We start from the raw sequence: 23671 nt of genomic DNA on the forward strand, positions 1-23671 counted from the left end.
AGCACCCCCGCCCGCACCCCCACCGAGGTCGACGCGATCGCCGAGGACCACCTCGAGCGGATGTGCGTGGCCGACCCGGTGCTCGCCACGGGGCTCGGTGTGCCGGGCCATGACTCACGGCTGACCGACTACTCCCCCGCTGCCGTCGCCGAACGCACCGACATCGCGCGGGACACGGTCCGTCGCCTGTCGGCGGCGCCCGTCGTCGACGACGTCGACCGGGTCACGGTCGCCACGATGACCGACCAGCTCCGTCGGTCGATCGCCGTGGACGACGCCGGTCTGCGGCTCGGGGAGATCAACGTCATCGAGTCGCCTCTGCAGAACCTGCGGGACGTCTTCGATCTGATGCCGGTCGAGACCGCCGACGACCGCGACGCCGTCGTGTCCCGCGTGACCGCTCTGCCCGTCGCCGTCGACACCGTGATCGCCGGCCTTGCCCGACGTCTGACCACGGGCCCGGCTCCCGCGCGCCGTCAGGTGGAGCAGGTGGCGCTGCAGTGCGGGACCGCGGCCGACGCGGTCCGCGCCACCGTCGACCGCGCGACCGCCGCCGACCCGTCCGTCGCTGGTGTGCTGGACCTCGCGCACTCGGCCGCCGGCGAGGCGTTCACACGACTGCAGGGATATCTGCGCGACGAGGTCCTCGACCGGTCCGATCCCGCCGACGCCGTGGGACGCGATCGCTACCGTCTGCACTCCGCGGAGTTCGTGGGCACCGACATCGATCCCGACGAGGCCTACGCCTGGGGCCTCGACCACCTGCGATCCATCGTCGCCGAGCAGGAGGAACTCGCCGCACGCATCGCCCCCGGCGCCGGGGTCGCGGGCGCGCTGGCCGCGCTCGACGACGACCCCCGCTACCAGATGATTGACCGCGACGCTTTCGTCGCGTGGATGCAGGACCTGTCGGACCGGTCGCTGGACGCGGTGCGCGACGAGCACTTCGACATCCCCGCCGACCTCACCGCACTCGAGTGTCGGCTGGCGCCGTCGGCGACCGGGATCATCTACTACACGGCACCGAGCGAGGACCGTCGCCGTCCCGGCCGCATGTGGTGGTCGGTGTTGCCAGAGCAGACCGTCTTCCACACGTGGCAGGAGACGACGACCGTCTTCCACGAGGGTGTGCCCGGGCACCATCTGCAGATCGGGTCGGCGATGGTCAGCCCCGAGCTCAACCGGTGGCGCAAGCTCGCGTCGTTCACCTCCGGTCACGGTGAGGGCTGGGCGCTCTACGCCGAACGGTTGATGGCGTCGCTGGGATGGCTCGACGACGACGGCGACCGGATGGGCATGCTCGACTCGCAGCGCCTGCGGGCGGCCCGGGTCGTCGTCGACATCGGTGTGCACTGCGGCCTGCAGGCACCCGACTCGGTCGGGGGCGGGACCTGGGACGCGGAGAAGGCGTGGGAGTTCCTCACCGCCGCCGTCGCGATGGACCGTACGGTCCTGCGTTTCGAGCTCAACCGCTACATGGGCTGGCCGGGTCAGGCGCCGTCCTACGCACTCGGGCAACGCATCTGGGAACAGGCACGCGACGAGTTCACCGCCGCCCACCCCGACGCGTCACTCAAGGACTTCCACACCAGGGCCCTGCGCCTGGGTGGGGTGAGCCTCGACGTGCTGCGGTCGGAGCTGATCGGTTCGTGAGCGCGGTCCTGCGACTCGCGGGAGTGGGTGCCTCACACGGCAACCGCGTCCTCTTCGAGGATCTCGATCTCGTGGTCGCCCCCGGGGACGTCGTCGGGCTCGTCGGTGCCAACGGCGCGGGCAAGTCGACGCTGCTGTCGCTCGTCGCCGGGGTGTCCACCGCCGACCACACCGGTGTCGTCGAGGTGTCCCCACCTGACGCCACCGTCGGCCTCCTCACGCAGGAGGTCGACCGGATCCCCGGTGAGACCGTGCGCGACTTCCTCGCCCGCCGCACCGGGGTCCTCGCGGCGCAGGAGGCGATGGACAGCGCGGCCGCCGCGCTGGCCGACCCGTCGGCCGGCGACGCCGATCCCTACACGCCGGCCCTGGAGCGGTGGCTGGCGCTGGGTGGGGCCGATCTCGAGGAACGTGTCGGCGCGGTGCTGGCCGACGTCGAACTCGACGTCTCGGCGGACCTTGCGATGACGGCGCTCTCGGGCGGGCAGGCGGCCCGCGCCGGTCTCGCCGCGATCCTGTTGTCCCGCCACGACATCCTGCTCCTCGACGAACCGACCAACGACCTCGACCTCGCGGGCCTCGCCCGCCTCGAACGGTTCGTCCGGGAGTCCACGGCCGCCACGACGCTGGTCAGTCACGACCGGGAGTTCCTGGCGCGGTGCGCGACGGGCATCGTCGAGCTGGACCGTGCGCAGCAGACGATCGCGGCGTACTCGGGTGGCTACGAGGCGTATCTCGTCGAGCGCGAGGTGGCGCGGCGCCACGCCCGCGAACGGTTCGACGAGTACGCCGACACCCGGACGACCCTCGAGGACCGCGTCCGCACACAGCAGAACTGGCTCGAACACGGGGTGCGCAACGCCCGACGCAAGGCGACCGACGGCGACAAGATCACCCGCAAGCACCGGGCGGAGTCCACCGAGAAGCAGGCGGCGAAGGCACGGCAGACGCAGCGACGGATCGACCGGCTCGACGTCGTCGAGGAGCCCCGCAAGGAGTGGGAGCTGCGGATGGAGATCGCGCGCGCGCCGCGGGGTGGCGGCGTGGTGGCGACCCTGCAGGACGTCGTCGTCACCCGGGACGCGTTCACCCTGGGTCCGATCACGACCCGGATCGACGCCGGTGACCGCATCCTGCTCACCGGCCCCAACGGGTCCGGCAAGACCACACTGCTGTCGGTCGTCCTGGGCCGGACGACACCGGATCGCGGTTCGGTGAGCCACGGCGTGGGTGTCGAGGTCGGTGAGATCGACCAGGCCCGCGGGGCGTTCGTCGGTGAGCACTCGCTGACCGAGGCGTTCTGGGCGCAGGTCCCGGAGTGGACCGAACCCGACGTGCGCACCCTGTTGGCCAAGTTCGGGTTGCGCGGCGACGACGCGCTGCGCCCCGCGGTGAGCCTGTCCCCCGGCGAACGCACCCGCGCCGCCCTGGCCTTGCTGCAGGCCCGTGGCGTCACCCTGCTCGTCCTCGACGAGCCCACCAACCATCTCGACCTGCCCGCCATCGAACAGCTCGAGTCCGCGCTGGAGTCGTTCGACGGGACCCTGCTCCTGGTCACCCACGACCGCCGCATGCTCGACACCGTCCGCGCGACCCGTCGGTGGTCGATGGACGCCGGACGGCTCGAGGACACGCTCGTGTGAGCGTGCCTCAGACGGTCCCGGCGACCTCGGCGACGACGGCGTCGAGAGCGACGGTGCGCTGCGAGCCGTCGGTGAGGTCCTTGACCTCGACCTGACCCGCCTCGAGTTCGCGGTCGCCGAGCACGAGTGCGAAGCGGGCGCCGGACCGGTCCGCGGCCTTCATGGCGCCCTTGAGACCCCGTCCGCCGTAGGCGATGTCGACGGCGACACCCTGGGATCGCAGCTCACCGGCGAGGGCGACCATCCGGTCGCGGGCGGCATCGCCCATCGGGACACCGAACACGACGCAGCGGGGCCGGTCGTTGGCGGTGATGCCCTCCGCCTCGAGCGCGAGCACGGTGCGGTCCACGCCCAGTCCGTATCCGATGCCGGACAGCTCCTGCTTGCCGCCGAGGTGCCGCATCAGGCCGTCGTAGCGACCGCCCCCACCGATCCCCGACTGCGCGCCGAGACCGTCGTGGACGAACTCGAAGGTGGTCTTCGTGTAGTAGTCGAGCCCGCGGACCAGGCGCGGGTTGACCTCGTAGCGCACGCCCAGGGCGTCGAGGTGACGCCGGACCGCGGCGAAGTGCTCGGCCACCGAGTCCGAGAGGTGGTCGAGCATGAGGGGCGCGTCGGCGGTGGCGGCCCGGATCTCCGGGCGCTTGTCGTCCAGGACGCGCAACGGGTTGATCTCCGCACGGCGCCGGGTCTCGTCGTCCAGGTCAAGCCCGAAAAGGAACCGCTGCAACGCCTCCCGATACTGCGGCCGGCAGGTGTCGTCACCCAGTGAGGTCAGCTCCAGCCGGTAACCGGTCAGCCCGAGGCGACGGAAACCCTCGTCGGCGATGGCGATGACCTCGGCGTCGAGTGCGGGATCGTCGACACCGATGGCCTCCACACCGACCTGCTGCAGCTGGCGGTAGCGGCCGGTCTGCGGCTTCTCGTACCGGAAGAACGGGCCGTGATAGGTCAGCTTCACCGGCAGCTGGCCGCGATCGAGACCGTGCTGGATCACCGCCCGCATCACCCCGGCGGTGCCCTCGGGACGCAACGTCACCGACCGCTCGCCCCGATCGGCGAAGGTGTACATCTCCTTCGACACCACGTCGGTGGACTCCCCCACCCCGCGGGCGAAGAGCGCCGTGTCCTCGAAGACCGGCAACTCGACGTGGGAGTACCCGGCCAGACGCGCGGCGCGGCTCAGTTCGTCGCGCACGGCGAGGAACCGCGACGACGCCGGCGGCAGGTAGTCGGGTACACCCCGCGGTGCCTGAAAGGCCGTGGGGGCCGAGGCTGCGGGGCTGGTCGGTGATGGCGCGTCGGCGCTCACAGTCCGTGGCGTCCTTTCGTGGGGTGCGAGGCGGCGTCGGGACGGGATCCCGGCAGGCCCGCGAGGAAGGGGTTGGTGGCCCGCTCGCGGCCGACAGTCGTCTGCGGCCCGTGTCCGGGCAAGACCTGGGTGTCGTCGGTGCGGGTGAGCAGGGTGGCGGCGATGCTGTCGAGCAGCTGCTGATGGTCGCCGCCGGGCAGGTCGGTCCGGCCGATGGACCCCGCGAACAACACGTCGCCGGCGAAGCACACCGGGACGTCCGCGTCGTCGGTGACGACCGTGGTGGACAGCAGGACCGATCCTCGGGTGTGGCCGGGGGCGGCGTCGACGTCGAAGCGGATCCCGGCGAGCTCCACGGCCTCGCCGTCGACGAAGTCGATCACCTTCTCCGGCTCGGAGAAGGTCAGGTCCCCGATGAGGGACGACAGTGCGGGACCGATACCCGCGGCCGGGTCGGACAGCATCGCCCGGTCGGCGGGATGGATGTAGGCGGGGATGCCGTATTGCTCGCAGACCGCCACCGCGTCCCAGGTGTGGTCCAGGTGCCCGTGGGTCAGCAGGACCGCGACGGGATGCAGGTCGTGTTCGCTCACCAGCTCGGCCACGGCGGGGGCCGCATCCTGGCCCGGGTCCACGATCACGGCGTCGGCGCCCGGCCGGTCGGCGACGATCCAGCAGTTCGTCGCGAAGACGCCGGCGGCGAACCCGGTGATCAGCATGCGTGGGCGCTCCTGTCGTGGTTAGACCACCATCATGGCAAACACGCCCACGGACCTGCGCCCCAGCGACCCGGGCGGCACAGTTCACAGGTACTGCTGGCACACTCACACCGGCACCGGGCGTCGCAGATCGACCGCGACGCACCGTCGACCGCGCCCCGGATGGGTGTGCGCGGGCCCCGGCACGAGGTCGGGTCACCGTCATCGATCGAGGTCAGGAGAGCTGTGGCGAACACCGAGCACCCCGGCGGGGACGACACCCCGGGCGACGGCGACCACCTCACGAACGAACAGCGACGCGCCGAGGCCAAGCGGAAGCTCGAGCAGCGCCTCACCACCCAGCAGGCGGCCGCACGGCGCCGCAAGCGCATCATCCTGACGACGTCGCTGGTCGTCGTCGTCGCCGTCGTCGCGACCGGCGCCACCCTGATCACCAAGAAGGTCCTCGACGACCGCGAGAAGGCGCGCTACGTGGCCTGTGCGTACACGCCCACACCGGCGGACCAGGACCCCTTCGCGACGCCGCCGCAGGTGCCGGCGAACCTCTCGCCGGAGCAGCGCACGCTCGCCGAACAGTTCCGCGACCAGTTCGTCCAGGGCAAGTCCAAGCAGCGCAAGGAGCAGGTCCCCGCGGACCGTCAGCTCAAGAAGGGCGACCTGCAGGCGACCTTCGTCACCACGCAGGGAACGCTGCCCATCACGCTGAAGCGTTCCGAGGCGCCGTGCAACGTCGGCGCCGTGGTGTCCCTCATCAAGGAGGGGTACTACAACGACACCCCGTGCCACCGCCTCACCGAGGGCGGCGCCGGGAAGATCGCGGTCCTGCAGTGCGGCGACCCCACGGGCACCGGCGCGGGCGGCCCCGGGTGGACCAGCCCCGACGAGTTCCCCACAAACCTCAAGGTGGTGCCGCAGGACCCGCAGCTCGCGGCGCTCGGCGTCCCGAGCACCGCGGTGTACCCGCGGGGCACCGTGGCCATCGCGAACCAGTACCAGTCGGGTCAGGGCGGACAGGCGCAGGGCCAGAACACCGGCTCGGCGCAGATGTTCCTCGTCATCAACGACAGTCAGCTGCCGCCGAACTACACCGTCATCGGGTCCGTCGACCCCTCGGGCCTGCCGATCCTGGACAAGGTCTCCAAGGGCGGCATCACCCCGACGATCCGCCCGTCGCAGGACCCGCAGACCGGCGCGGTGACCTATGCGCCGACGCAGGGTGACGGCACACCCAAGCTCCCCGTCACGGTCGAGAAGGCCACCGTCTCCTGACGCTCTGCCGCATCCCGCCGGGCGTGAGCACGCTCGGGGGCGGGGCGGCGTGGGTCAGGACGCGGACGTCACGCGGTAGACGTCGTACACGCCCTCCACGTTGCGCACCACGTTGAGGACGTGACCCAGGTGCTTGGGGTCACCCATCTCGAACGTGAACTTGCTGATGGCGACACGGTCGCGGCTGGTCGTCACCGACGCCGAGAGGATGTTCACGCGCTCGTCGGCGAGGACACGCGTCACGTCCGAGAGCAGGCGTGACCGGTCCAGCGCCTCGACCTGGATGGCGACGAGGAACACCGACGACGGCGACGGCGCCCACGTGACCTCGATGATGCGTTCCGACTGATCCTGCAGCGCACCGGCATTCGTGCAGTCGGTGCGGTGGACACTGACGCCGCCGCCACGGGTGACGAAGCCCATGATCTCGTCGCCGGGCACCGGCGTACAGCACTTCGCGAGTTTCGCGAGCACCCCGTCGGCGCCGGGGATCACGACACCGGCGTCCCCGGTCTGGCGCGGGCGCGACGGCATCGTCGACGGCGTGGACCGTTCGGCGAGTTCCTCCTCCGCGCCGTCCATCCCACCGAGCGCGGCGACGAGACGCCCGACGACGTGGCGCGCGGACACGTGGCCCTCGCCGATCGCCGTGTACAGCGCCGACACGTCCGCGTAGCGGAGCTCGGCGGCGATCGCCGCCATCGACTCGGCGTTCATCAGTCGCTGCAACGGGAGTCCGCCGCGACGGACCTCCTTGGCGATGGCGTCCTTGCCGGCCTCCAGGGCCTCCTCGCGACGCTCCTTGGCGAACCACTGGCGGATCTTGGCCTTCGCCCGGGGTGAGACCACGAAGCCCTGCCAGTCGCGCGACGGACCGGCGTTGGGGGCCTTGGAGGTGAACACCTCCACCACCTCGCCGTTCTCGAGCGTCCGCTCCAGCGCGACGAGCCGTCCGTTGACCCGGGCGCCGATACATCGGTGACCGACCTCGGTGTGCACGGCGTAGGCGAAGTCGACCGGGGTCGACCCCGCGGGCAGCGTCACCACGTCACCCTTGGGGGTGAACACGAAGATCTCCTTGACCGCGAGGTCGTAGCGCAGCGACTCGAGGAACTCACCCGGGTCGGCGGCCTCCCGCTGCCAGTCGAGGAGCTGACGCATCCACGCCATGTCGTCGATCTCGGCGGCGTCGTCGTGCTTGGCGCCGTTGCGGCCGCGGGTCTCCTTGTAGCGCCAGTGCGCCGCGATGCCGAACTCCGCGGTCCGGTGCATGTCGCGGGTACGGATCTGCACCTCCAGCGGCTTGCCCTCCGGTCCGACGACGGTGGTGTGCAGCGACTGGTACACACCGAATCTCGGCTGCGCGATGTAGTCCTTGAACCGTCCGGCCATCGGCTGCCACAGCGAGTGCACGACCCCGACCGCGGCGTAGCAGTCACGGATCTGGTCGCACAGGATGCGCATGCCGACCAGGTCGTGGATGTCGTCGAACTCGCGGCCCTTGACGATCATCTTCTGGTAGATCGACCAGTAGTGCTTCGGGCGTCCCTCCACCGTCGCGGTGATCCGAGCGGCTGTGAGGGACGCCGTGATCTCGTTGCGGACCTTGGTCAGGTAGGTGTCGCGGGACGGCGCACGGTCGGCGACGAGTCGCACGATCTCCTCGTACCGCTTCGGGTGCAGGATCGCGAACGCGAGGTCCTCGAGTTCCCACTTCACCGTCGCCATGCCCAGGCGGTGGGCCAGCGGCGCGATCACCTCGAGGGTCTCGCGCGCCTTGCGGGCCTGCTTCTCCGGTGGCAGGAAGCGCATGGTCCGCATGTTGTGCAGTCGGTCGGCGACCTTGATGACCAGCACCCGCGGGTCGCGAGCCATCGCGATGATCATCTTGCGGATCGTCTCGGCCTCGGCGGCGTTGCCCAGCGCGACCTTGTCGAGCTTCGTCACCCCGTCGACGAGGTGCGCGACCTCGTCGCCGAAATCGGCGCCGAGCGCCTCGAGGCTGTACCCGGTGTCCTCGACGGTGTCGTGCAGCAGCGCCGCGACCAGCGTCGTGGTGTCCATGCCGAGGTCGGCGAGGATCGTCGCCACGGCCAGCGGATGGGTGATGTAGGGGTCACCGGACTTGCGGAACTGGCCCTCGTGATGGCGTTCGGCGACGTCGTAGGCGCGCTGCAGCAGCACGACGTCGGCTTTGGGGTACAGGTCGCGGTGCAGGGCGACGAGCGGCTCCAGGACCGGCCGGATCGGGTTGCGCGTCGCGGTCATCCGCCGCGCCAGGCGGGCCCGGACACGCCGTGATGCCGAGGACCCCGACGAGTGCGCGACGGCCTCGGCGGCGGTGGGCGCCTCGGTCGGCGCGGTGTCGCTCGCGGTGGTGTCGGCGCCGCCCGCGCCGGTGTCCGTCGACCCTGGGTGCACGGCCTCGGGGCGCGGATCGCCGGGCGCGACGTCGGTGGACGCGTCGCGCCGTGCGCCCGTGGTGGTGTCGTCGGCCATCTACACCTCCTCGGACGCGATGGTAGCCCTCACCCCGTGGTCAGACCCGTCAGGACGAGGTCCGGGTGGGCGGCGAGGACGACGTCGCGACCGGGGAGTCCGTCGATCTCCATGACGACGGCCGCGGTCGCGACCCGTGCGCCGGCGGCGGTGAGCAGGGCGATGGCGGCGTTGAGGGTGCCGCCGGTCGCCAGGACGTCGTCGACGACGAACACGCGGCGTCCGGCGAGCGCGACACCGTCGGCGGGGATCTCCAGGCAGGCGGAGCCGTACTCGAGGTCGTAGCTCTCGGCATGCACCGGCGGCGGGAGCTTGCCGGCCTTGCGGACCGCCACCACCCCGACCCCGAGATGCAGGGCGATGGCACCGCCGAGCAGGAACCCGCGGGCGTCGATGCCGGCGACCAGGTCGACCTCACCGGCCGCCTCCGCCAGGGCGGCGGTGACCGACGCGAGCCCGTCGGGATCGGCGAGGACGGGTGTGAGGTCCTTGAACTGGATCCCCGGCTCCGGGAAGTCGGGGACGAGCCGGGTGTGGGCTGCGATCGCGTCGCGCGCCCGATCCAGGGCAGGAGCGGTCACCGTCGTCGGTTCCGCTTGCCGGACGGGCGCGCGTCGGCGACGTCGTCGGCCGTGGGGGTCGGTGACGAGGACCTCGAGGACTTCGACAGCGACGTTCGTCGGGGCGCGGCTGCGGCCAGGGCCGTGTCCGTGCCGTCGGTGCCGGCGCGACGGGCCAGGACCTTGCGGGTGTGGTCGCGGATGTCCTTGCGCCGTTCCTTGAGCGTCACCAGCAACGGCGTGGCGAACGCCACGGACGAGAACGTGCCGACGACGACGCCGACGAGCTGGATGAGCCCGAGGTCCTTGAGGGTGCCGACGCCGAGCAACCACACGGCGATGATCATCAGCGCGATGATCGGCAGGACCGAGATGACCGTCGTGTTGATGGACCGCATGAGGGTCTGGTTGACGGCCAGGTTCGCCTGTTCGGCGTAGGTCCGACGGGTGGTGTGCAGCACGCCGCGGACGTTCTCCTCGACCTTGTCGAACACGACGACGGTGTCGTAGAGCGAGAAGCCCAGGATGGTGAGCAGACCGATGACCGTCGCCGGGGTGACCTCGAAACCGACCAGCGAGTACACACCGGCGGTCACGATGATGTCGAAGAACATGGTCGCCATCGCGGCCAGCGACATCTCCTTGTCGAAGCGCACCGCGATGTAGACGAGCACGATCACGAGGAACACCGCGAGCGCGATGAGGGCCTTCTGCGTCACCTCCCCGCCCCAGGTCGAGCTGACGTCGGAGGAGTTGATGTCGTCGGCCGTGAGCGTCGGACCGAACCGTTGCGACAGCGCCCGCGTGACCTCCTCGGTCTCGGCCTGGGACAGCGTCGAGGTACGGACCTGGACCGTCGCGCTCGACCCCGAGCCCGCGGTCTGCACCGACTCCGCGTCACGACCGAGCGTGTCGGAGAAGACGCTCTCCACCGCCGACGTCGAGGTCTGCGAGGTGTTCTTGAACGAGATCTGGGTGCCGCCCTCGAAGTCGATGCCGAGGGTGAAGCCGCGGAAGACGATCGAGAGCAGGCAGATAGCGACGATGCCCGCGGTGATCGAGAACCACATGCGCCGCTTGCCGACGATCTCGAACGCTCCGGTGCCGGTGTACAGACGCGACAGCAGCGAGTGCTTCTGCGCCACGGACCGGTTGCGCGCCTCGGTGGCGTCGTCCTCGATCACCACATCGGTGTCACGGGCGGTCTGGGTGTCCTTGCTCATCGCAGCGCCTCCTCCTGCCGTGTCTGTCCCGCCGCGGCGGCTCTGCGCTCCCGCGCCACCTGCGACACGGCACCCAGCCCGTTGACCGACGGCTTGGCCAGGAACGAGTTCCGGCTCGCCAGGACCACCAGCGGATGCGTCACCAGGAAGACGACGACGATGTCGAGGATGGTCGTCAGGCCGAGGGTGAAGGCGAACCCGCGGACCTCACCGATGGCCAGGAAGTAGATGGCGGCGGCGGCGATGAAGCTGACGGCGTTGCCCGACCAGATGGTGCGGCGGGCGCGTGCCCAGCCGCGCGGTACCGCGGATCGGAAACTCCTGCCCTCCCGCATCTCGTCCTTGATGCGTTCGAAGTAGACGACGAACGAGTCGGCCGTCATGCCGATGCCGATGATGAGTCCGGCGATGCCGGACAGGTCGAGGGTGAAGTTGATCCACCGTCCGAGCAGCACCAGGATGCCGTAGACCATGACGCCCGACGCGACCAGCGACAGCATGGTGAGGAAGCCGAGCATGCGGTAGTACAGCAACGCGTAGATCAGCACGGCGACGAGGCCGATCGCGCCGGCGATGAGGCCCGCCCGCAGCGACGCCAGACCCAGTGTGGCCGACACGGTCTCGGCGTCGGACGACTTGAACGACAGTGGCAGCGACCCGTACTTCAGGACGTTCGCGAGGTCCTTGGCTCCGGCCTGGTCGAAGTTGCCGCTGATCTCCGTGGTGGGGGTGGTGATGGCGCCCTGGATCTGCGGGGCGCTGACGACCCGCGAGTCGAGGGTGAAGGCCGTCTGCTTGCCGACGTTCTCGCCGGTGTACTTCGGCCAGAAGTCGCGAGCGGCACCGCGGAACTCCACCTGCACGATCCAGGCGCCGCTCTGCTGCGTGGTGGTGGCCGTCGCGTTGGCGATGTCGCGGCCGTCGATGATCTCCGGGCCGAGGAGGTAGACCTGCGCCCCGTCCTGGGAGCAGGACACCAGGAACTGGTTCGGGTCGTCGTTGCCCTGCAGCGGATCGGTGCTGCGCGGGTTGCAGTTCGTCTTGGCCAGCTGAGCCTCGAGCTGCGTGGTGTTTGCGTTCGCCGGGGCCTGGCGCGCCGCCTTCGCCGCGGCGATCGCCTGGGCCGCGGGCTGATCCGCGGGCTGCTGCACCGGCTGCATGGGTGTCGCCGCCTTGACGTCGACGACGGGCCGCACGTACAGCCGGGCGGTCTGCCCGAGGGTCCGGGCCTGGCGGCCGTCGGTGCCAGGGACGGTGATCACCAGGTTGCTGCCGTCGATGATCACCTCGGACCCGGACACACCGAGACCGTTGACGCGCTGCTCGATGATCTGCTTGGCCCGGTCGAGCTGATCCTTCGCCGGGGCGCTGTTGTCCGGCGTGCGGGCGGTGAGGGTGACGCGCGTGCCGCCCTGCAGGTCGATACCGAGCTTGGGCTTCGCGCCGCCCCCACCCGTGAAGAACACGAGCACATAGACGATCACCATGAGCAGCAGGAATGCGCCCACGATGACCAGGGGCGGGGTCTCGCGTTTGGACGGGGCCACGGGCGCAACGACTCCTCGGGTGAAGCAGGTGGAACACCGTCGGGGTGCCGACGGTCCGCAGACAGGCTACGTGGACCCCGCGGGCAACCGGTGCGCGCGGGGTGCGGCCCTCAGACCTCCCGCTCGGAGTCCTTCTCGAGAGCGACGCGACGGTCGGCGACGGCGTCGCCCTCGGTGCCGCCGCCCTCGGTGTCGTCGGAGGCCTTGGCGACGGGCGCGCCGGGGAACGAGCTGCTCAGGTCGTCGGCGTGGACGACCTCACGGACGGCGAGCCGGTTCCAGCGGGTGACGTATCCCGGGGCGAGCTCGAGGTCGACGACACCGTCGTCGAGGCCGGTCACGGTGCCGTAGACGCCCGACGTGGTCTGCACCCGCGAGCCGATCTGCAACGAGTCCTGCATCTGCTGGGTCTGCGCCTGTGCCTTCTTCTGACGGCGGGCGGTGAGCAGCATGAAGCCGACCAGGATGAGCAGGATGACCGGGAACAGGATTTCCATGGGGTGAAACGACCTCGTGAACAGAAGGGTGTGTCGACGCCTCGGGGGTCGACGGGACGCGTCCAGTGTGCCATCCGACCCGCCGAGCGGGCCCTTCCGGGCGCCACGCCGGGGACCGCGGCGACGCTCAGATCCCGGGCGGTCCGTCGTCGGTGTCGAAGAGAGCCTCGCTCTGCAGGTCACGAGTCCGCACGCCGTAAGCGCCCGTCATGGCCCCGGCAGGCGGCGTCAGGTCCAGGTGGTGCCAGGCGGCGGCGGTCGCCACGCGGCCCCGCGGGGTGCGCGCGATCATTCCGGCACGCACCAGGAACGGCTCGCACACCTCCTCCACGGTCGACGGCTCCTCCCCGACCGCGACCGCCAACGTCGACACCCCCACCGGTCCGCCACCGAAACCACGGACCAGGGCGTCGAGGACCGCACGGTCGAGACGGTCGAACCCGAGTTCGTCGACGTCGTAGACACGCAGGGCCGCACGGGCGACGTCGAGCGTCACGGTGCCGTCGCCGCGGACCTCGGCGTAGTCGCGGACGCGGCGCAGCAGGCGGTTGGCGATACGGGGCGTGCCGCGGGACCGTCCGGCGATCTCCGTCGCGGCGTCCGGTCGCATGCTCACCCCGAGGATCCCCGCCGAGCGCACCAGCACCCGCACGAGTTCGGCCGGTTCGTAGAACTCCATGTGGGCGGTGAACCCGAACCGGTCCCGCAGCGGGCCGGTCAGCGACCCCGAGCGGGTGGTCGCGCCGACCAGGGTGAACGGGGCGACGTCGAGCGGGATGGAGGTGGCGCCGGGGCCCTTCCCCACCACCACGTCGACGCGGTAGTCCTCCATCGCGAGGTACAGCATCTCCTCCGCGGGGCGGGCGATCCGGTGGATCTCGTCGATGAAGAGGACATCGCCCTCGACGAGGTTCGACAGCATCGCCGCCAGATCCCCGGCGCGTTCCAACGCCGGGCCCGACGTCACGCGGATCGCGGAGCCCATCTCGCCCGCGATGATCATGGCCAGCGATGTCTTGCCCAGCCCCGGCGGGCCCGACAGCAGGATGTGGTCCGGCGTGCCGCCACGCCCGCGCGCACCGGCCAGGACGAGCTCGAGCTGCTCACACACGCGGGGCTGACCGATGAAATCCGCCAGCGACTTCGGGCGCAGGCCCGCGTCGAGATCGCCGTCGGAGGCGACGGTGAACGGGCTGACGGCGCGGTCGTCGTCGAGGTCGTCGTCGGTCACCGGGTGGTCTTCCCGAGCAGGACGAGGCCCGCGCGCAGGGCGCGGGCGGAGTCGGCGTCGGGGTCGTCGGCGAGCACCGCGGTCACCGCCTTCTCCGCGGCCGGGACGGCGAAGCCGAGGCCGACGAGGGCCTCGACGACCTGGTCGCGGACGCTCATCGACACGGCGAGTCCGCCACCCTCGGCGGGGCCGGCGTGGGGGCGGTCGACCTTGTCGCGCAGCTCGACCACCAGGCGTTCGGCCACGCGCTTGCCGACACCGGGAACCGTGCACAGCGCCTTGGTGTCGGAATCGGCGAGTGCGGCGCGCAGCGCCGAGGGCTCCAGAACCGCGAGCGTGGCCAGCGCCAGCCGCGGGCCGACACCGGTGACCGTCTGCAGCAGCGCGAACAGGTCGCGAGCATCGGGCTCGGTGAAGCCGTACAGCGTCATCGAGTCCTCGCGCACGATCATCGACGTCAGCAGCGTCGTCTCGGTCCCCCGCTGCACCCCGGCGAGCGTGGACGGGGTGGTGAGCACGCGGTAGCCGACGCCGGCGCACTCGATGACGAGGTGGTCCAGCGCGATGTGGATGACCGGTCCTCGCAGCGACGCGATCATCGCTGCACCCACGAGGTCCGCGTGCCGCCCGCTCCCGCGGCGCGGGCCTGCGCCTGGGCGAGGCGCTCCGCGATGGGACCGCGCCAGCAGTGACAGATCGCCAACGCCAGCGCGTCGGCGGCGTCGGCGGGTTTCGGTTTGGTCTGCATCCCCAGGATGCGGGTGACCATGGCCGTCACCTGGGCCTTGTCGGCCCGTCCGCTCCCGGTGACCGCGGCCTTCACCTCACTGGGGGTGTGGAACCGGACCGGGATCCCGCGCTGCGCCGCGGCGAGCGCGACCACGCCACCGGCCTGCGCGGTGCCCATCGCGGTGCTGACCTGGTTCTGCGCGAACACCCGCTCGACGGCGACGACGTCGGGGTGGTGGGTGTCGAGCCAGTGGGCTGCGGCGGTGTGCACCGCGAGCAGGCGCTCCGCGAGCTCCATCGTGGTCGGGGTACGCACCACGTCGACGTCGAGGGCGGTCACCGCGCGACCCGCGCCGGACTCCACCAGCGCGATACCGCACCGCGTCAACCCGGGGTCGACTCCCATCACACGCACTCTCACGACCTCCGGGGACACCCATCGAGACGAACAGTTGTTCGAGATCCTAACCGGCGCGGCCGACGTCGCCGCGGACCGACACGGGACAATGGGAGCCGATGCGGTACCGACCACTGACCCCCGAGGGACTCGTCCGGGAATGCGCGGACACGATCGCCGCCCGCCGCGGCCGGGTGGTCGTCGCCGTGGACGGGGCCGACGCGGCCGATCCCGTCGCCCTGGCGCAGGAGGTGGCGCACCTGTTGCGCTCGACGGGACGCGCCGCCGACGTCGTCGACACACGCCACTGGCTGCGACCCGCGTCGCTCCGCATGGAATGGGGCCGCACCGACGAACACTCCTACCGCACAGCATGGTTCGACCATCCGGCGCTCCGGCGTGAGGTCGTCGACGCGCTGCGCGAGCGGGGCACGTGGCTACCGCGCCTCTGGGACCCGGACCGGGACCGGTCGTTCCGGGACACCCCGCGGGACGCCGGTGCGGATCAGGTGGTGCTGATCGCCGGGGCCCTGCTGGTCGGCAGCGAGCTCGATGTGGACGTGACCGTCGCGCTGCGGATGAGTGAGGGGGCGCTCCGGCGTCGCACCCCGGACACTGAGCAGTGGACCATCACTCCCCTGCTCGAGCACGCGGCGGGATCCGATCCCGCTGATCTCGAGGTGCGCTACGAGCACCCCGAGCGACCCGCACTCCGGCAGGACTGACGCGGCTCAGGCGTCGATCTCGGCGAGGACGTCGTCGGAGACGTCGACGTTGCTGTAGACCTCCTGCACGTCGTCGCAGTCCTCGAGCGCGTCGATGAGCTTGAACACCTTGCGGGCACCCTCGGCGTCGACGGGCACGTCGACCGACGCCCGGAAGCTGGCCTCCGCGGAGTCGTAGTCGATGTCCGCCACCTGCAGCGCGGTGCGGACGGCGACGAGATCGGTGGGCTCGCTGAGGATCTCGAACGAGTCGCCGAGGTCGGTGATCTCCTCGGCTCCGGCGTCGAGGACGGCGGTGAGGACGTCGTCCTCGCTCTGGCCGTGCTTCTCGAGGGTGACGACACCCTTGCGGGTGAACAGGTAGGAGACCGAGCCCGGGTCGGCCATGGTGCCGCCGTTGCGGGTCATCGCCGTGCGCACCTCGCCGGCCGCACGGTTGCGGTTGTCGGTCAGGCACTCGATGAGGATGGCGACGCCGTTGGGCCCGTAGCCCTCGTAGGTGATGGTCTGCCAGTCGGCGCCGCCACCCTCCTCGCCACCGCCGCGCTTGCGGGCACGCTCGATGTTGTCGTTGGGGACCGAGGACTTCTTGGCCTTCTGGATGGCGTCGAAGAGGGTGGGGTTGCCGGCGGGGTCACCACCACCGGTGCGCGCCGCGACCTCGATGTTCTTGATCAGCTTGGCGAACATCTTGCCGCGCTTGGCGTCCACCACCGCCTTCTTGTGCTTGGTGGTGGCCCATTTGGAATGGCCGCTCATCGCACATGCCCCTTTCTCCGCAGCCGCCGTCGTCGTCCGGGACTACCCGGGGTCGGCGGTCGCACACACACTCGTCTCGTCAGCGGGCCGAGTCTACCCGCACGTCATCGCGGGTCAGGCGCTCGCCGAGACCATGTCGACGAACATGCGGTGCACGCGGCCGTCGCCCGTCACCTCCGGGTGGAACGACGTCGCCAGCACCGACCCCTGCCGGACCGCGACGACGCGCCCCGCGGCAGGACCGTCCGGGACGCGCGCGAGCACCTCGACACCGGGACCCGTCGCCTCCACCCAGGGCGCCCGGATGAAGACCGCCCGCACGGGCTCGCCCGGGACACCGTCGACGGGGAGATCGGTCTCGAAGGACTGCACCTGACGGCCGAACGCGTTGCGCCGCACCGTGATGTCGAGGGCGTCGAGGTGACGCGCGTCGGGGCGGGTGTCGAGCACCTCCGACGCGAGCAGGATCATCCCGGCGCACGACCCGAAGGCGGGCAGTCCGGCGGCGAGTGCCTCCCGGAGCGGCTCGAACAGTCCGACCAGTCCGAGCAGTCGGCTCATCGTCGTGGACTCGCCGCCGGGCAGGACGATGCCGGCGAGGCCGTCGAGCTCCTCGGGGCGGCGGACGGCGACACCGGTCGCGCCGGCGGAGGCGAGGGCGGCGACGTGTTCGCGGACGTCGCCCTGCAGCGCGAGGACCCCGACGCGGGGGGTCACGCGTCCTGACCGGAGCGTTTGGCGTGCTGGTCGACTGGCATGGGTCGCCCGGTCCGGGCGAGTCCCTCCTGCGTGACGGCGGCGACCATCCGACCGTCGCGGTCGAAGATGCGGCCCTGGGTCAGCGCACGGCCGTCCCCCGCCGACGGTGACGTCTGGTCGTAGAGCAGCCACTCGTCGGCGCGGAAGGGTCGCAGGAACCACATGGCGTGGTCGAGCGACGCGCTCTGCGGGTTCTCGTCCGGGTGGATCGCCTTCGCCGACCCGAGCAACGTCATGTCACTCATGTACGCCAGCGTGCAGACATGGAAGACCTGGTCGTCGGGGAGCGGGTGGCGGTACTTGAACCACACACGCTGCTGCGACGCGAAGTGCGGGTTGGTGACCAGCTGGTCCTTCGGGACGATCCGCAGGTCGAAGTTCTCCCACTCGCGGAAGACCGAGCGCTGGGCCTCGGTCATCTCCTCCCGCTGATCGGACAGATCGTCGGGATCGGGGGCGGGCGGCATCGAGTCCTGGTGGGTCAGCCCCTCCGACGGCACACCGAACGACGCGGACATCGTGAAGATCGCCTCACCGTCCTGCACGCCGGTGACCCGACGCGTGCAGAACGACCGGCCGTCACGGATCCTGTCGACGAGGAAGATCGTCGGCGCATCAGGGTTGCCCGGCCGCAGGAAGTAGCCGTGCAGGGAGTGCACGCGATGGGTCGGGGCGACGGTGTGTGTCGCCGACACCAACGCCTGACCGGCCACCTGCCCACCGAAGGTGCGCTGCAGCTGGCTGGTGTGCGCCTTGCCGCGGTAGATGTCGGCGTCGACGCGTTCGAGTTCGAGGATCTCTTCGATGGTCGCCATCAGGACACCGATACCCGGGGGAAGCTGGTCACGGGGTCAGATCTTCCCATCCGGGGCCCGGAATGCCGACATCGCGGCGTCCCGATGTGGTTCAGCGCACCATCACGACGACGACGGTGACGTTGTCACGGGCCCCGAGCGCGAGTGTCGCCTGCACCAGCTCCGTGGCGAGCGCGGCCGGATCCGGACCGTCGGCCACAGCGTGCTCGGCGACGATGGCCGCGATCTCGCCGTCCGGCAGCTCACCGGTGAGGCCGTCGGAGCAGACCAGGAGCACCTCGCCCCGGACCACCGGGAACAGGAAGAAGTCGGCCTCGGCGTCCATGCCGGCGCCGAGCGCCCGGGTGATGACGTTGCGGCGCGGGTCCACGCGAGCCTGTTCCGGCGTGAGATACCCCGCGTCGACGAGTTCCTGGACCTGCGAATGGTCGGACGTGACCTGCTCGAAGGAGTCCGGCGACCACCGGTACGTGCGCGAGTCGCCGATGTTGAGGACCAGCCACTGATCGACGTCCTCGTACGTCACCACGACCGCGCCGGTCACCGTGGTGCCCGCCCGGCGGCCGCTGCCCGGGGAGATGTCCTCGATGCGGTGTTGGGCGTCGCCGAGTGCGGTGACCACGGCCTCGCGGGTCTGCGCCATCTCGCCGGGTTGCACCGTCGCGAGAGCGGTCAGGGCGTTCTCGCTGGCCACCTCACCGCCGTCGTGACCGCCCATGCCGTCCGCGAGGAGGAAACGGCCGTCGGCGACGAAAGCCGCGTCCTCGTTGGTCTCCCGGACCAGGCCGACGTCGCTGACGGCCGACCACAGGAGTTCCAGGTCGCCCCGCCGCTGGACGCCCGCGACGGTCGCGTCACGGAACGGGACCGCGTCGGTGCTCACCGTGTCGCTCTCGACCGGTGTGGACGTCGGGCGTCTCGCCACGACGTGGTCCCCCGACCCATCGTCGTGCCTACCAGCCGCGCTCGGCGAGGCGGTGCGCGACGGGCATCTGCTCGACGTTGATGCCGACCATCGCCTCACCGAGTCCCCGCGACACCTTCGCCAGGACGTCGGGATCGTCGTGGAACGTGGTGGCCTGCACGATGGCGGCCGCACGCTCGGCGGGGTTGCCGGACTTGAAGATCCCGGATCCCACGAACACACCGTCGGCACCGAGCTGCATCATCATCGCCGCGTCGGCCGGGGTGGCGATGCCACCGGCGGTGAACATGGTGACGGGCAGCCGGCCCAGACGGGCGACCTCCGCGACCAGCTCGTAGGGGGCCTGCAGGTCCTTCGCCGCGCGGTAGAGCTCCTCGGGCGAGAGCGACGTGAGGCGCCGGATCTCGCCACCGATGGTCCGCATGTGGGTGGTCGCGTTGGAGACGTCGCCGGTCCCGGCCTCGCCCTTCGACCGGATCATGGCCGCGCCCTCGGTGATCCGGCGCAGTGCCTCACCGAGATTCGTCGCACCGCACACGAAGGGGACGGTGAACGCGAACTTGTCGATGTGGTGGGTGTAGTCGGCGGGGGTGAGGACCTCGGACTCGTCGATGTAGTCGACACCGAGGCTCTGCAGGATCTGCGCCTCCACGAAGTGCCCGATGCGCGCCTTGGCCATCACCGGGATGGACACCGTGGCGATGATCCCGTCGATCATGTCGGGGTCGCTCATGCGCGACACGCCACCCTCGGCGCGGATGTCGGCGGGGACGCGCTCGAGCGCCATCACGGCGACCGCTCCGGCGTCCTCGGCGATCTTGGCCTGCTCGGGGGTGACGACGTCCATGATCACGCCGCCCTTGAGCATCTCGGCCATGCCGCGCTTCACGCGCGCCGTGCCCGCTCCCGTCGGTGCGGTGGACTCGGTCGAGTCGTGTCCGTGGCCGTTGACGGTGGTCATCGTGGTCTTCGTCTCCTGAATTACCCGTGGTCACGCGCACCGCCATGGTGCGCGGAGCCGGACGCGTGGCGCGTACAGCTGCTGTCCACCGAGAGTTTAGGCGCACGGGTAGGGGGACGCCGCAAGCCCGTGCGCGGGCTCACACCGGCGTGCAGCGGGCGCGATCAGGGAGAGACGCGCTCCACGATCTCGAGGTAGCGCGGCTCGGGCGCCGTGCCACCGAGCTGCAACCACCGCACCGGCCGACGCCGGCGCAGGGTGAGGGTGTCGCGGACGGCGTCGTTGTAGAAGCGCCGCGAGATCATCACCCGGGTCTCCGCGTCGGCCAGCTCCGACACCAACTGGGCGCGCAGGGTCGAGTGGTCGACCCCCGCGAGCTGGGCCGACACCGCGTTCTCCGCGACCTCCCGGTCGCCGCGATCGGCACGCTCGGCGCGGTCGGCGGACGCGATGAGTTCGCGACCGTCGGGACCGAGCCCCGACCCGATGGCCCGCGCCACCACGGCACGCCGGGCCAGGGCGCCGTCGAGGGCCTGCCAGGCGAGGTCGACGCGGACGTGGAGCCGGTCGAGGCGGTTGGCGGTCTTGTAGACCCACCCCACGCCGACACCGATCACCACGACGACGATCGCGATGATGAGGACGGTCAGTGCGGACACCGTCATCGGGGTTGATTCCTCCTCGGGGTCGGGCGGGGACGTGTGGGCCGGGCGTCAGTCGCTGACGAACACGGGGTCGGCGCCGACGGTCACGGTCTCGTAGACCTGCAGGATGCGGTCGGCGATGCGGGACCAGTCGTAGCGCAGTGCGACCTCGTGGGCGGTCCGGACGAGATCCGCGCGCGCCTCGTCGTCCCGGAGCAGTTCGACCACCGCGGTCGTGAGGGCCGCGGGTTCGCCCGCCCGGACCAGTCGACCGCCGCGCCCGTCGTCCAGGACGCGCCGGAACGCATCGAGATCGCTGGCGACGACCGCCGCGCCGGAGGCCATCGCCTCGACGAGCACGATGCCGAAGCTCTCCCCGCCGAGGTTCGGGGCGACGTAGACGTCCGCCGACGCCAGGGCGCGGGCCTTGGTGGCGTCGTCGACCTGACCGAGGAACTCGAGATGGTCCGACAACGCTCCCGCGCGGCGCCGCAGGGCCCGCTCGTGACCGGTGCCGACCACGAGCACCGACACGTCGGGCACGGCGGCGACGATCGACGGCAGTGCCCGCATCAGCACGTCGATGCCCTTGCGTGGCTCGTCGTACCGGCCGAGGAACAGGATGGTCTTGCCTTCGCGGCGGTGACCGTCGAGCGGCTCGGCGTCGGCGAAGGCGGCGACGTGGATGCCGTTGGGGATCTCGACGGCGTCGGAGCCGAGGGATTCCATCTGCCAGCGACGGGCCAACTCCGACACGGCGATCTTGCCGACGATCCGCTCGTGGTACGGGCGCAGGATTCCCTGGAAGATGCTCAGCCACAACGATTTCGTCGTCGAGGTGTGGAAGGTGGTCACGATCGGCCCCTGGGCGACGAACAGCGACAGCATCGAGATGCTCGGCGCGTTCGGCTCGTGCACGTGCAACACGTCGAACTCGCCGTCGCGGATCCACGTGCGCAGGCGGCGGTAGGCCGCGGGACCGAAGTTCACCTTCGACACCGAGCCGTTGTAGGGGATCGCGAGCGCCGGCCCGACCGAGACGACGTAGTCGGGCAGGACGACGTCGTCGCCGGCCGGCGCGAGGACGCTGACGCTGTGTCCGCGCTCGATGAACACCTGGGCGAGTTCCACGACGTGGGCCTGCACACCCCCGGGGGTGTCGAAGGCATACGGGCAGATCATGCCGATCTTCACCGGGCGCCCCCGCCGTCGGACGCGTCGCCGATGCGCTCACGCCGCCGCTGTGACCAGTCGGCCTCCCAGAGCGGCTGCAGCATGTGCCAGTCATGCGGATGGGCGGCGATGTTGCGCGCGAACACGTCCGCCATGGCCTGCGTCGCCGCGGCGAGGCCTCCGCTGACGTCGACCGGTGGGTCGCACGAGATCTGCGAGCCGTGGGTGTCGGTGAACCAGTGGTGGACGGGAAGCAGTGCCGCACCGGTCTCGATGGCCAACTTGGCCGGGCCGGCGGGCATCCGGGTCGGTTCGCCGAAGAACGTCACCGGCACACCGTGTTCGGCGAGATCACGCTCGGCCAGCAGGCACACCACGCCGCCGGCGCGGAGGCGGTCGGCGAGGAGTTCGAAAGGGGGCGTCTCTCCCCCGCTGAGCGGGAAGATCTCGAACCCCAGGCTCTCGCGGTATGCCACGAACCGCTCGAAGAGCGATTCCGGGCGCAACCGCTCGGCGACGGTGGAGAACCCGCCGATGCGGTTCACCAACCAGACCCCGGCCATGTCCCAGTTGCCGCTGTGCGGCAGGGCGAACACCACTCCGCGACCCTGCGCGTACGCCTTCTCGAATTCGGCGAGATCCGGGGGCGCCACGTGGACACGCGATGCGGCGGTGGCGAAGTCCATCGACGGCAACCGGAACGCCTCGCGCCAGTACCGCGCGTAGGACCGGGTCGCCGCGCGCATGAGCTCGTCGGGGACATCGTCGGCGTCGACGGCGAGCACCCGAGCGAGGTTGCGTCGCAACTGCTGTGGTCCGCCGTTGCCACCCGCGCGACCACCGGCGGCGTCGAACGCCGCCCGCACCCAGGGTTCGGGTAGTCGGCGCACGAGTGACCACCCCGCGCCGTAGCCGAGCGCGGCGGCGCGTTCGGCGAGGCTCACCGAGTCGGGTCCTGCTCTGCGGTCGGCGTGTCTCCGACGGGCGCTGCAGGCGCGTCGATCGGGAGGAGATCGCGGGCACCCGGTGATCGCGAGATCGACAGCATCCGTTGCCCGACGGTGATGACGCTGCCGACCGCGAGCAGCCACACCGCGACGTGGATCAGCCACGGCATGCCGAGCTCGCTGATGCCGGCGCCGACCAGGATGATGATGAGCCGCTCGGGGCGCTCGATGAGCCCGCCGTTGCCGTCGAGACCGCTGGCCTCCGCGCGCGCCTTGGCGTACGAGATGACCTGCGAGGTGACGAGACAGATCATCATGCCCACGAACAGCACGGGGTGGTGCTCGGTCTGTAGGCACCACCAACCCAGCGCCGCGAAGATCGCGCCGTCGGCGATGCGGTCGCACGTCGCGTCGAGGACGGCGCCGAAACGCGTGCCGCCCCCACGTTCGCGGGCCATCGTCCCGTCGATCATGTCGAACATGACGAACAGCCAGATCACCAGCGACCCGGCCAGCAGGTGGCCCATCGGGAACAGGGTCACCGCGGCCACGACCGACGCGACGGTGCCGATGACGGTCATCGAGTCGGGCGTGAGACCCGCCTTCAGCAGCACCCGCGCGATGGGGACGTTGACCTTGCTCATCCCCGCGCGACCTCGGATGCTCAGGAAACGGGCCATCAGC

At 70.8% G+C, this 23671-nt stretch carries 22 protein-coding genes and 1 pseudogene; 4 read left to right on the forward strand and 19 right to left on the reverse strand.

The genetic code is table 11. The features are described 5' to 3' along the window. Positions 1-60: 60 nt before the first annotated feature. Entirely contained in the window at positions 61-1653 is a 1593-nt protein-coding gene (locus LX14_RS15490) for a DUF885 domain-containing protein (protein ID WP_253648563.1), read from the forward strand. Beyond that, positions 1650-3296: an ABC-F family ATP-binding cassette domain-containing protein gene (locus tag LX14_RS15495; protein WP_253648244.1), complete on the forward strand. Its 1647-nt coding sequence runs from the start codon at positions 1650-1652 to the stop codon at positions 3294-3296. The genes LX14_RS15490 and LX14_RS15495 overlap by 4 nt, the downstream gene beginning before the upstream one ends. A 7-nt stretch (positions 3297-3303) precedes the next feature. On the opposite strand, the gene hisS is transcribed toward LX14_RS15495, so the two are convergent. Together hisS and LX14_RS15505 are read right to left on the reverse strand one after the other, a co-directional pair. Further along, a complete protein-coding gene (gene hisS, locus LX14_RS15500) occupies positions 3304-4608 on the reverse strand; it encodes a histidine--tRNA ligase (protein ID WP_253648245.1) in 1305 nt (434 codons plus the stop codon). Further along, positions 4605-5327, reverse strand: coding sequence for an MBL fold metallo-hydrolase (locus tag LX14_RS15505; protein WP_253648246.1), 723 nt, complete (start codon positions 5325-5327; stop codon positions 4605-4607). The genes hisS and LX14_RS15505 overlap by 4 nt, the downstream gene beginning before the upstream one ends. Positions 5328-5552: 225 nt before the next feature. On the opposite strand from LX14_RS15505, the gene LX14_RS15510 reads away from it, so the two are divergent. Next, a complete protein-coding gene (locus LX14_RS15510) occupies positions 5553-6596 on the forward strand; it encodes a peptidylprolyl isomerase (RefSeq protein ID WP_253648247.1) in 1044 nt (347 codons plus the stop codon). A 54-nt stretch (positions 6597-6650) separates the two neighbouring features. On the opposite strand, the gene LX14_RS15515 is transcribed toward LX14_RS15510, so the two are convergent. From LX14_RS15515 to ruvC, 8 genes are all read right to left on the reverse strand, one after another. Beyond that, complete coding sequence (locus LX14_RS15515) at positions 6651-9095, reverse strand: RelA/SpoT family protein (RefSeq protein WP_301283720.1); 2445 nt, start codon at positions 9093-9095, stop codon at positions 6651-6653. Between the two features lie 29 nt (positions 9096-9124). After that, positions 9125-9676: an adenine phosphoribosyltransferase gene (locus LX14_RS15520; RefSeq protein ID WP_253648248.1), complete on the reverse strand. Its 552-nt coding sequence runs from the start codon at positions 9674-9676 to the stop codon at positions 9125-9127. Beyond that, positions 9673-10878, reverse strand: coding sequence for a protein translocase subunit SecF (gene secF / locus LX14_RS15525; protein ID WP_253648249.1), 1206 nt, complete (start codon positions 10876-10878; stop codon positions 9673-9675). Before secF ends, LX14_RS15520 begins: the two co-directional genes overlap by 4 nt. Beyond that, positions 10875-12365 carry a protein translocase subunit SecD gene (gene secD / locus LX14_RS15530; RefSeq protein WP_253648565.1) on the reverse strand — a complete coding sequence of 497 codons (1491 nt, stop codon included), beginning with the start codon at positions 12363-12365 and terminating at the stop codon, positions 10875-10877. The genes secF and secD overlap by 4 nt, the downstream gene beginning before the upstream one ends. A gap of 170 nt (positions 12366-12535) precedes the next feature. Further along, a complete protein-coding gene (yajC, locus tag LX14_RS15535; protein WP_253648250.1) occupies positions 12536-12922 on the reverse strand; it encodes a preprotein translocase subunit YajC in 387 nt (128 codons plus the stop codon). A 127-nt stretch (positions 12923-13049) separates the two neighbouring features. Next, positions 13050-14153, reverse strand: coding sequence for a Holliday junction branch migration DNA helicase RuvB (gene ruvB, locus LX14_RS15540; RefSeq protein WP_253648251.1), 1104 nt, complete (start codon positions 14151-14153; stop codon positions 13050-13052). Further along, positions 14150-14752: a Holliday junction branch migration protein RuvA gene (ruvA, locus tag LX14_RS15545; protein ID WP_253648252.1), complete on the reverse strand. Its 603-nt coding sequence runs from the start codon at positions 14750-14752 to the stop codon at positions 14150-14152. Before ruvA ends, ruvB begins: the two co-directional genes overlap by 4 nt. Continuing rightward, positions 14749-15297 carry a crossover junction endodeoxyribonuclease RuvC gene (gene ruvC, locus LX14_RS15550; protein ID WP_253648253.1) on the reverse strand — a complete coding sequence of 183 codons (549 nt, stop codon included), beginning with the start codon at positions 15295-15297 and terminating at the stop codon, positions 14749-14751. Before ruvC ends, ruvA begins: the two co-directional genes overlap by 4 nt. Positions 15298-15398: 101 nt before the next feature. Between ruvC and LX14_RS15555 the strand changes: the two genes are divergently transcribed. Then, positions 15399-16004, forward strand: coding sequence for a nucleoside/nucleotide kinase family protein (locus LX14_RS15555; RefSeq protein ID WP_253648254.1), 606 nt, complete (start codon positions 15399-15401; stop codon positions 16002-16004). Between the two features lie 6 nt (positions 16005-16010). Here LX14_RS15555 and LX14_RS15560 read toward each other — a convergent pair whose 3' ends face one another. The 9 genes and pseudogenes from LX14_RS15560 to pgsA form a co-directional block, all read right to left on the reverse strand. Next, complete coding sequence (locus tag LX14_RS15560) at positions 16011-16763, reverse strand: YebC/PmpR family DNA-binding transcriptional regulator (RefSeq protein ID WP_253648255.1); 753 nt, start codon at positions 16761-16763, stop codon at positions 16011-16013. A 114-nt stretch (positions 16764-16877) separates the two neighbouring features. Then, positions 16878-17480 (reverse strand): pyridoxal 5'-phosphate synthase glutaminase subunit PdxT, encoded by a 603-nt coding sequence (pdxT, locus tag LX14_RS15565; RefSeq protein ID WP_253648256.1) that lies wholly within the window; start codon positions 17478-17480, stop codon positions 16878-16880. After that, positions 17477-18337: an acyl-CoA thioesterase gene (locus LX14_RS15570; RefSeq protein ID WP_253648257.1), complete on the reverse strand. Its 861-nt coding sequence runs from the start codon at positions 18335-18337 to the stop codon at positions 17477-17479. The genes pdxT and LX14_RS15570 overlap by 4 nt, the downstream gene beginning before the upstream one ends. 91 nt (positions 18338-18428) lie before the next feature. Next, complete coding sequence (locus LX14_RS15575; RefSeq protein WP_253648566.1) at positions 18429-19220, reverse strand: PP2C family protein-serine/threonine phosphatase; 792 nt, start codon at positions 19218-19220, stop codon at positions 18429-18431. Between the two features lie 70 nt (positions 19221-19290). Further along, complete coding sequence (pdxS, locus tag LX14_RS15580; protein WP_253648258.1) at positions 19291-20223, reverse strand: pyridoxal 5'-phosphate synthase lyase subunit PdxS; 933 nt, start codon at positions 20221-20223, stop codon at positions 19291-19293. Positions 20224-20399: 176 nt separating this feature from the next. Next, a pseudogene (locus tag LX14_RS15585) lies at positions 20400-20888 on the reverse strand (LemA family protein); the annotation flags it as partial. Between the two features lie 48 nt (positions 20889-20936). Beyond that, positions 20937-22061, reverse strand: coding sequence for a glycosyltransferase family 4 protein (locus tag LX14_RS15590; protein WP_253648259.1), 1125 nt, complete (start codon positions 22059-22061; stop codon positions 20937-20939). Beyond that, on the reverse strand, positions 22058-22984 hold the full coding sequence (locus LX14_RS15595; RefSeq protein ID WP_253648260.1) for a phosphatidylinositol mannoside acyltransferase: 927 nt from the start codon (positions 22982-22984) through the stop codon (positions 22058-22060). Before LX14_RS15595 ends, LX14_RS15590 begins: the two co-directional genes overlap by 4 nt. After that, positions 22981-23667, reverse strand: a complete 687-nt coding sequence (gene pgsA / locus LX14_RS15600) for a phosphatidylinositol phosphate synthase (RefSeq protein ID WP_253648261.1) — start codon at positions 23665-23667, stop codon at positions 22981-22983. The genes LX14_RS15595 and pgsA overlap by 4 nt, the downstream gene beginning before the upstream one ends. Between the last annotated feature and the right edge of the window lie 4 nt (positions 23668-23671).

The organism is Williamsia deligens (assembly GCF_024171765.1).
Classification (GTDB): domain Bacteria; phylum Actinomycetota; class Actinomycetes; order Mycobacteriales; family Mycobacteriaceae; genus Williamsia_A; species Williamsia_A deligens.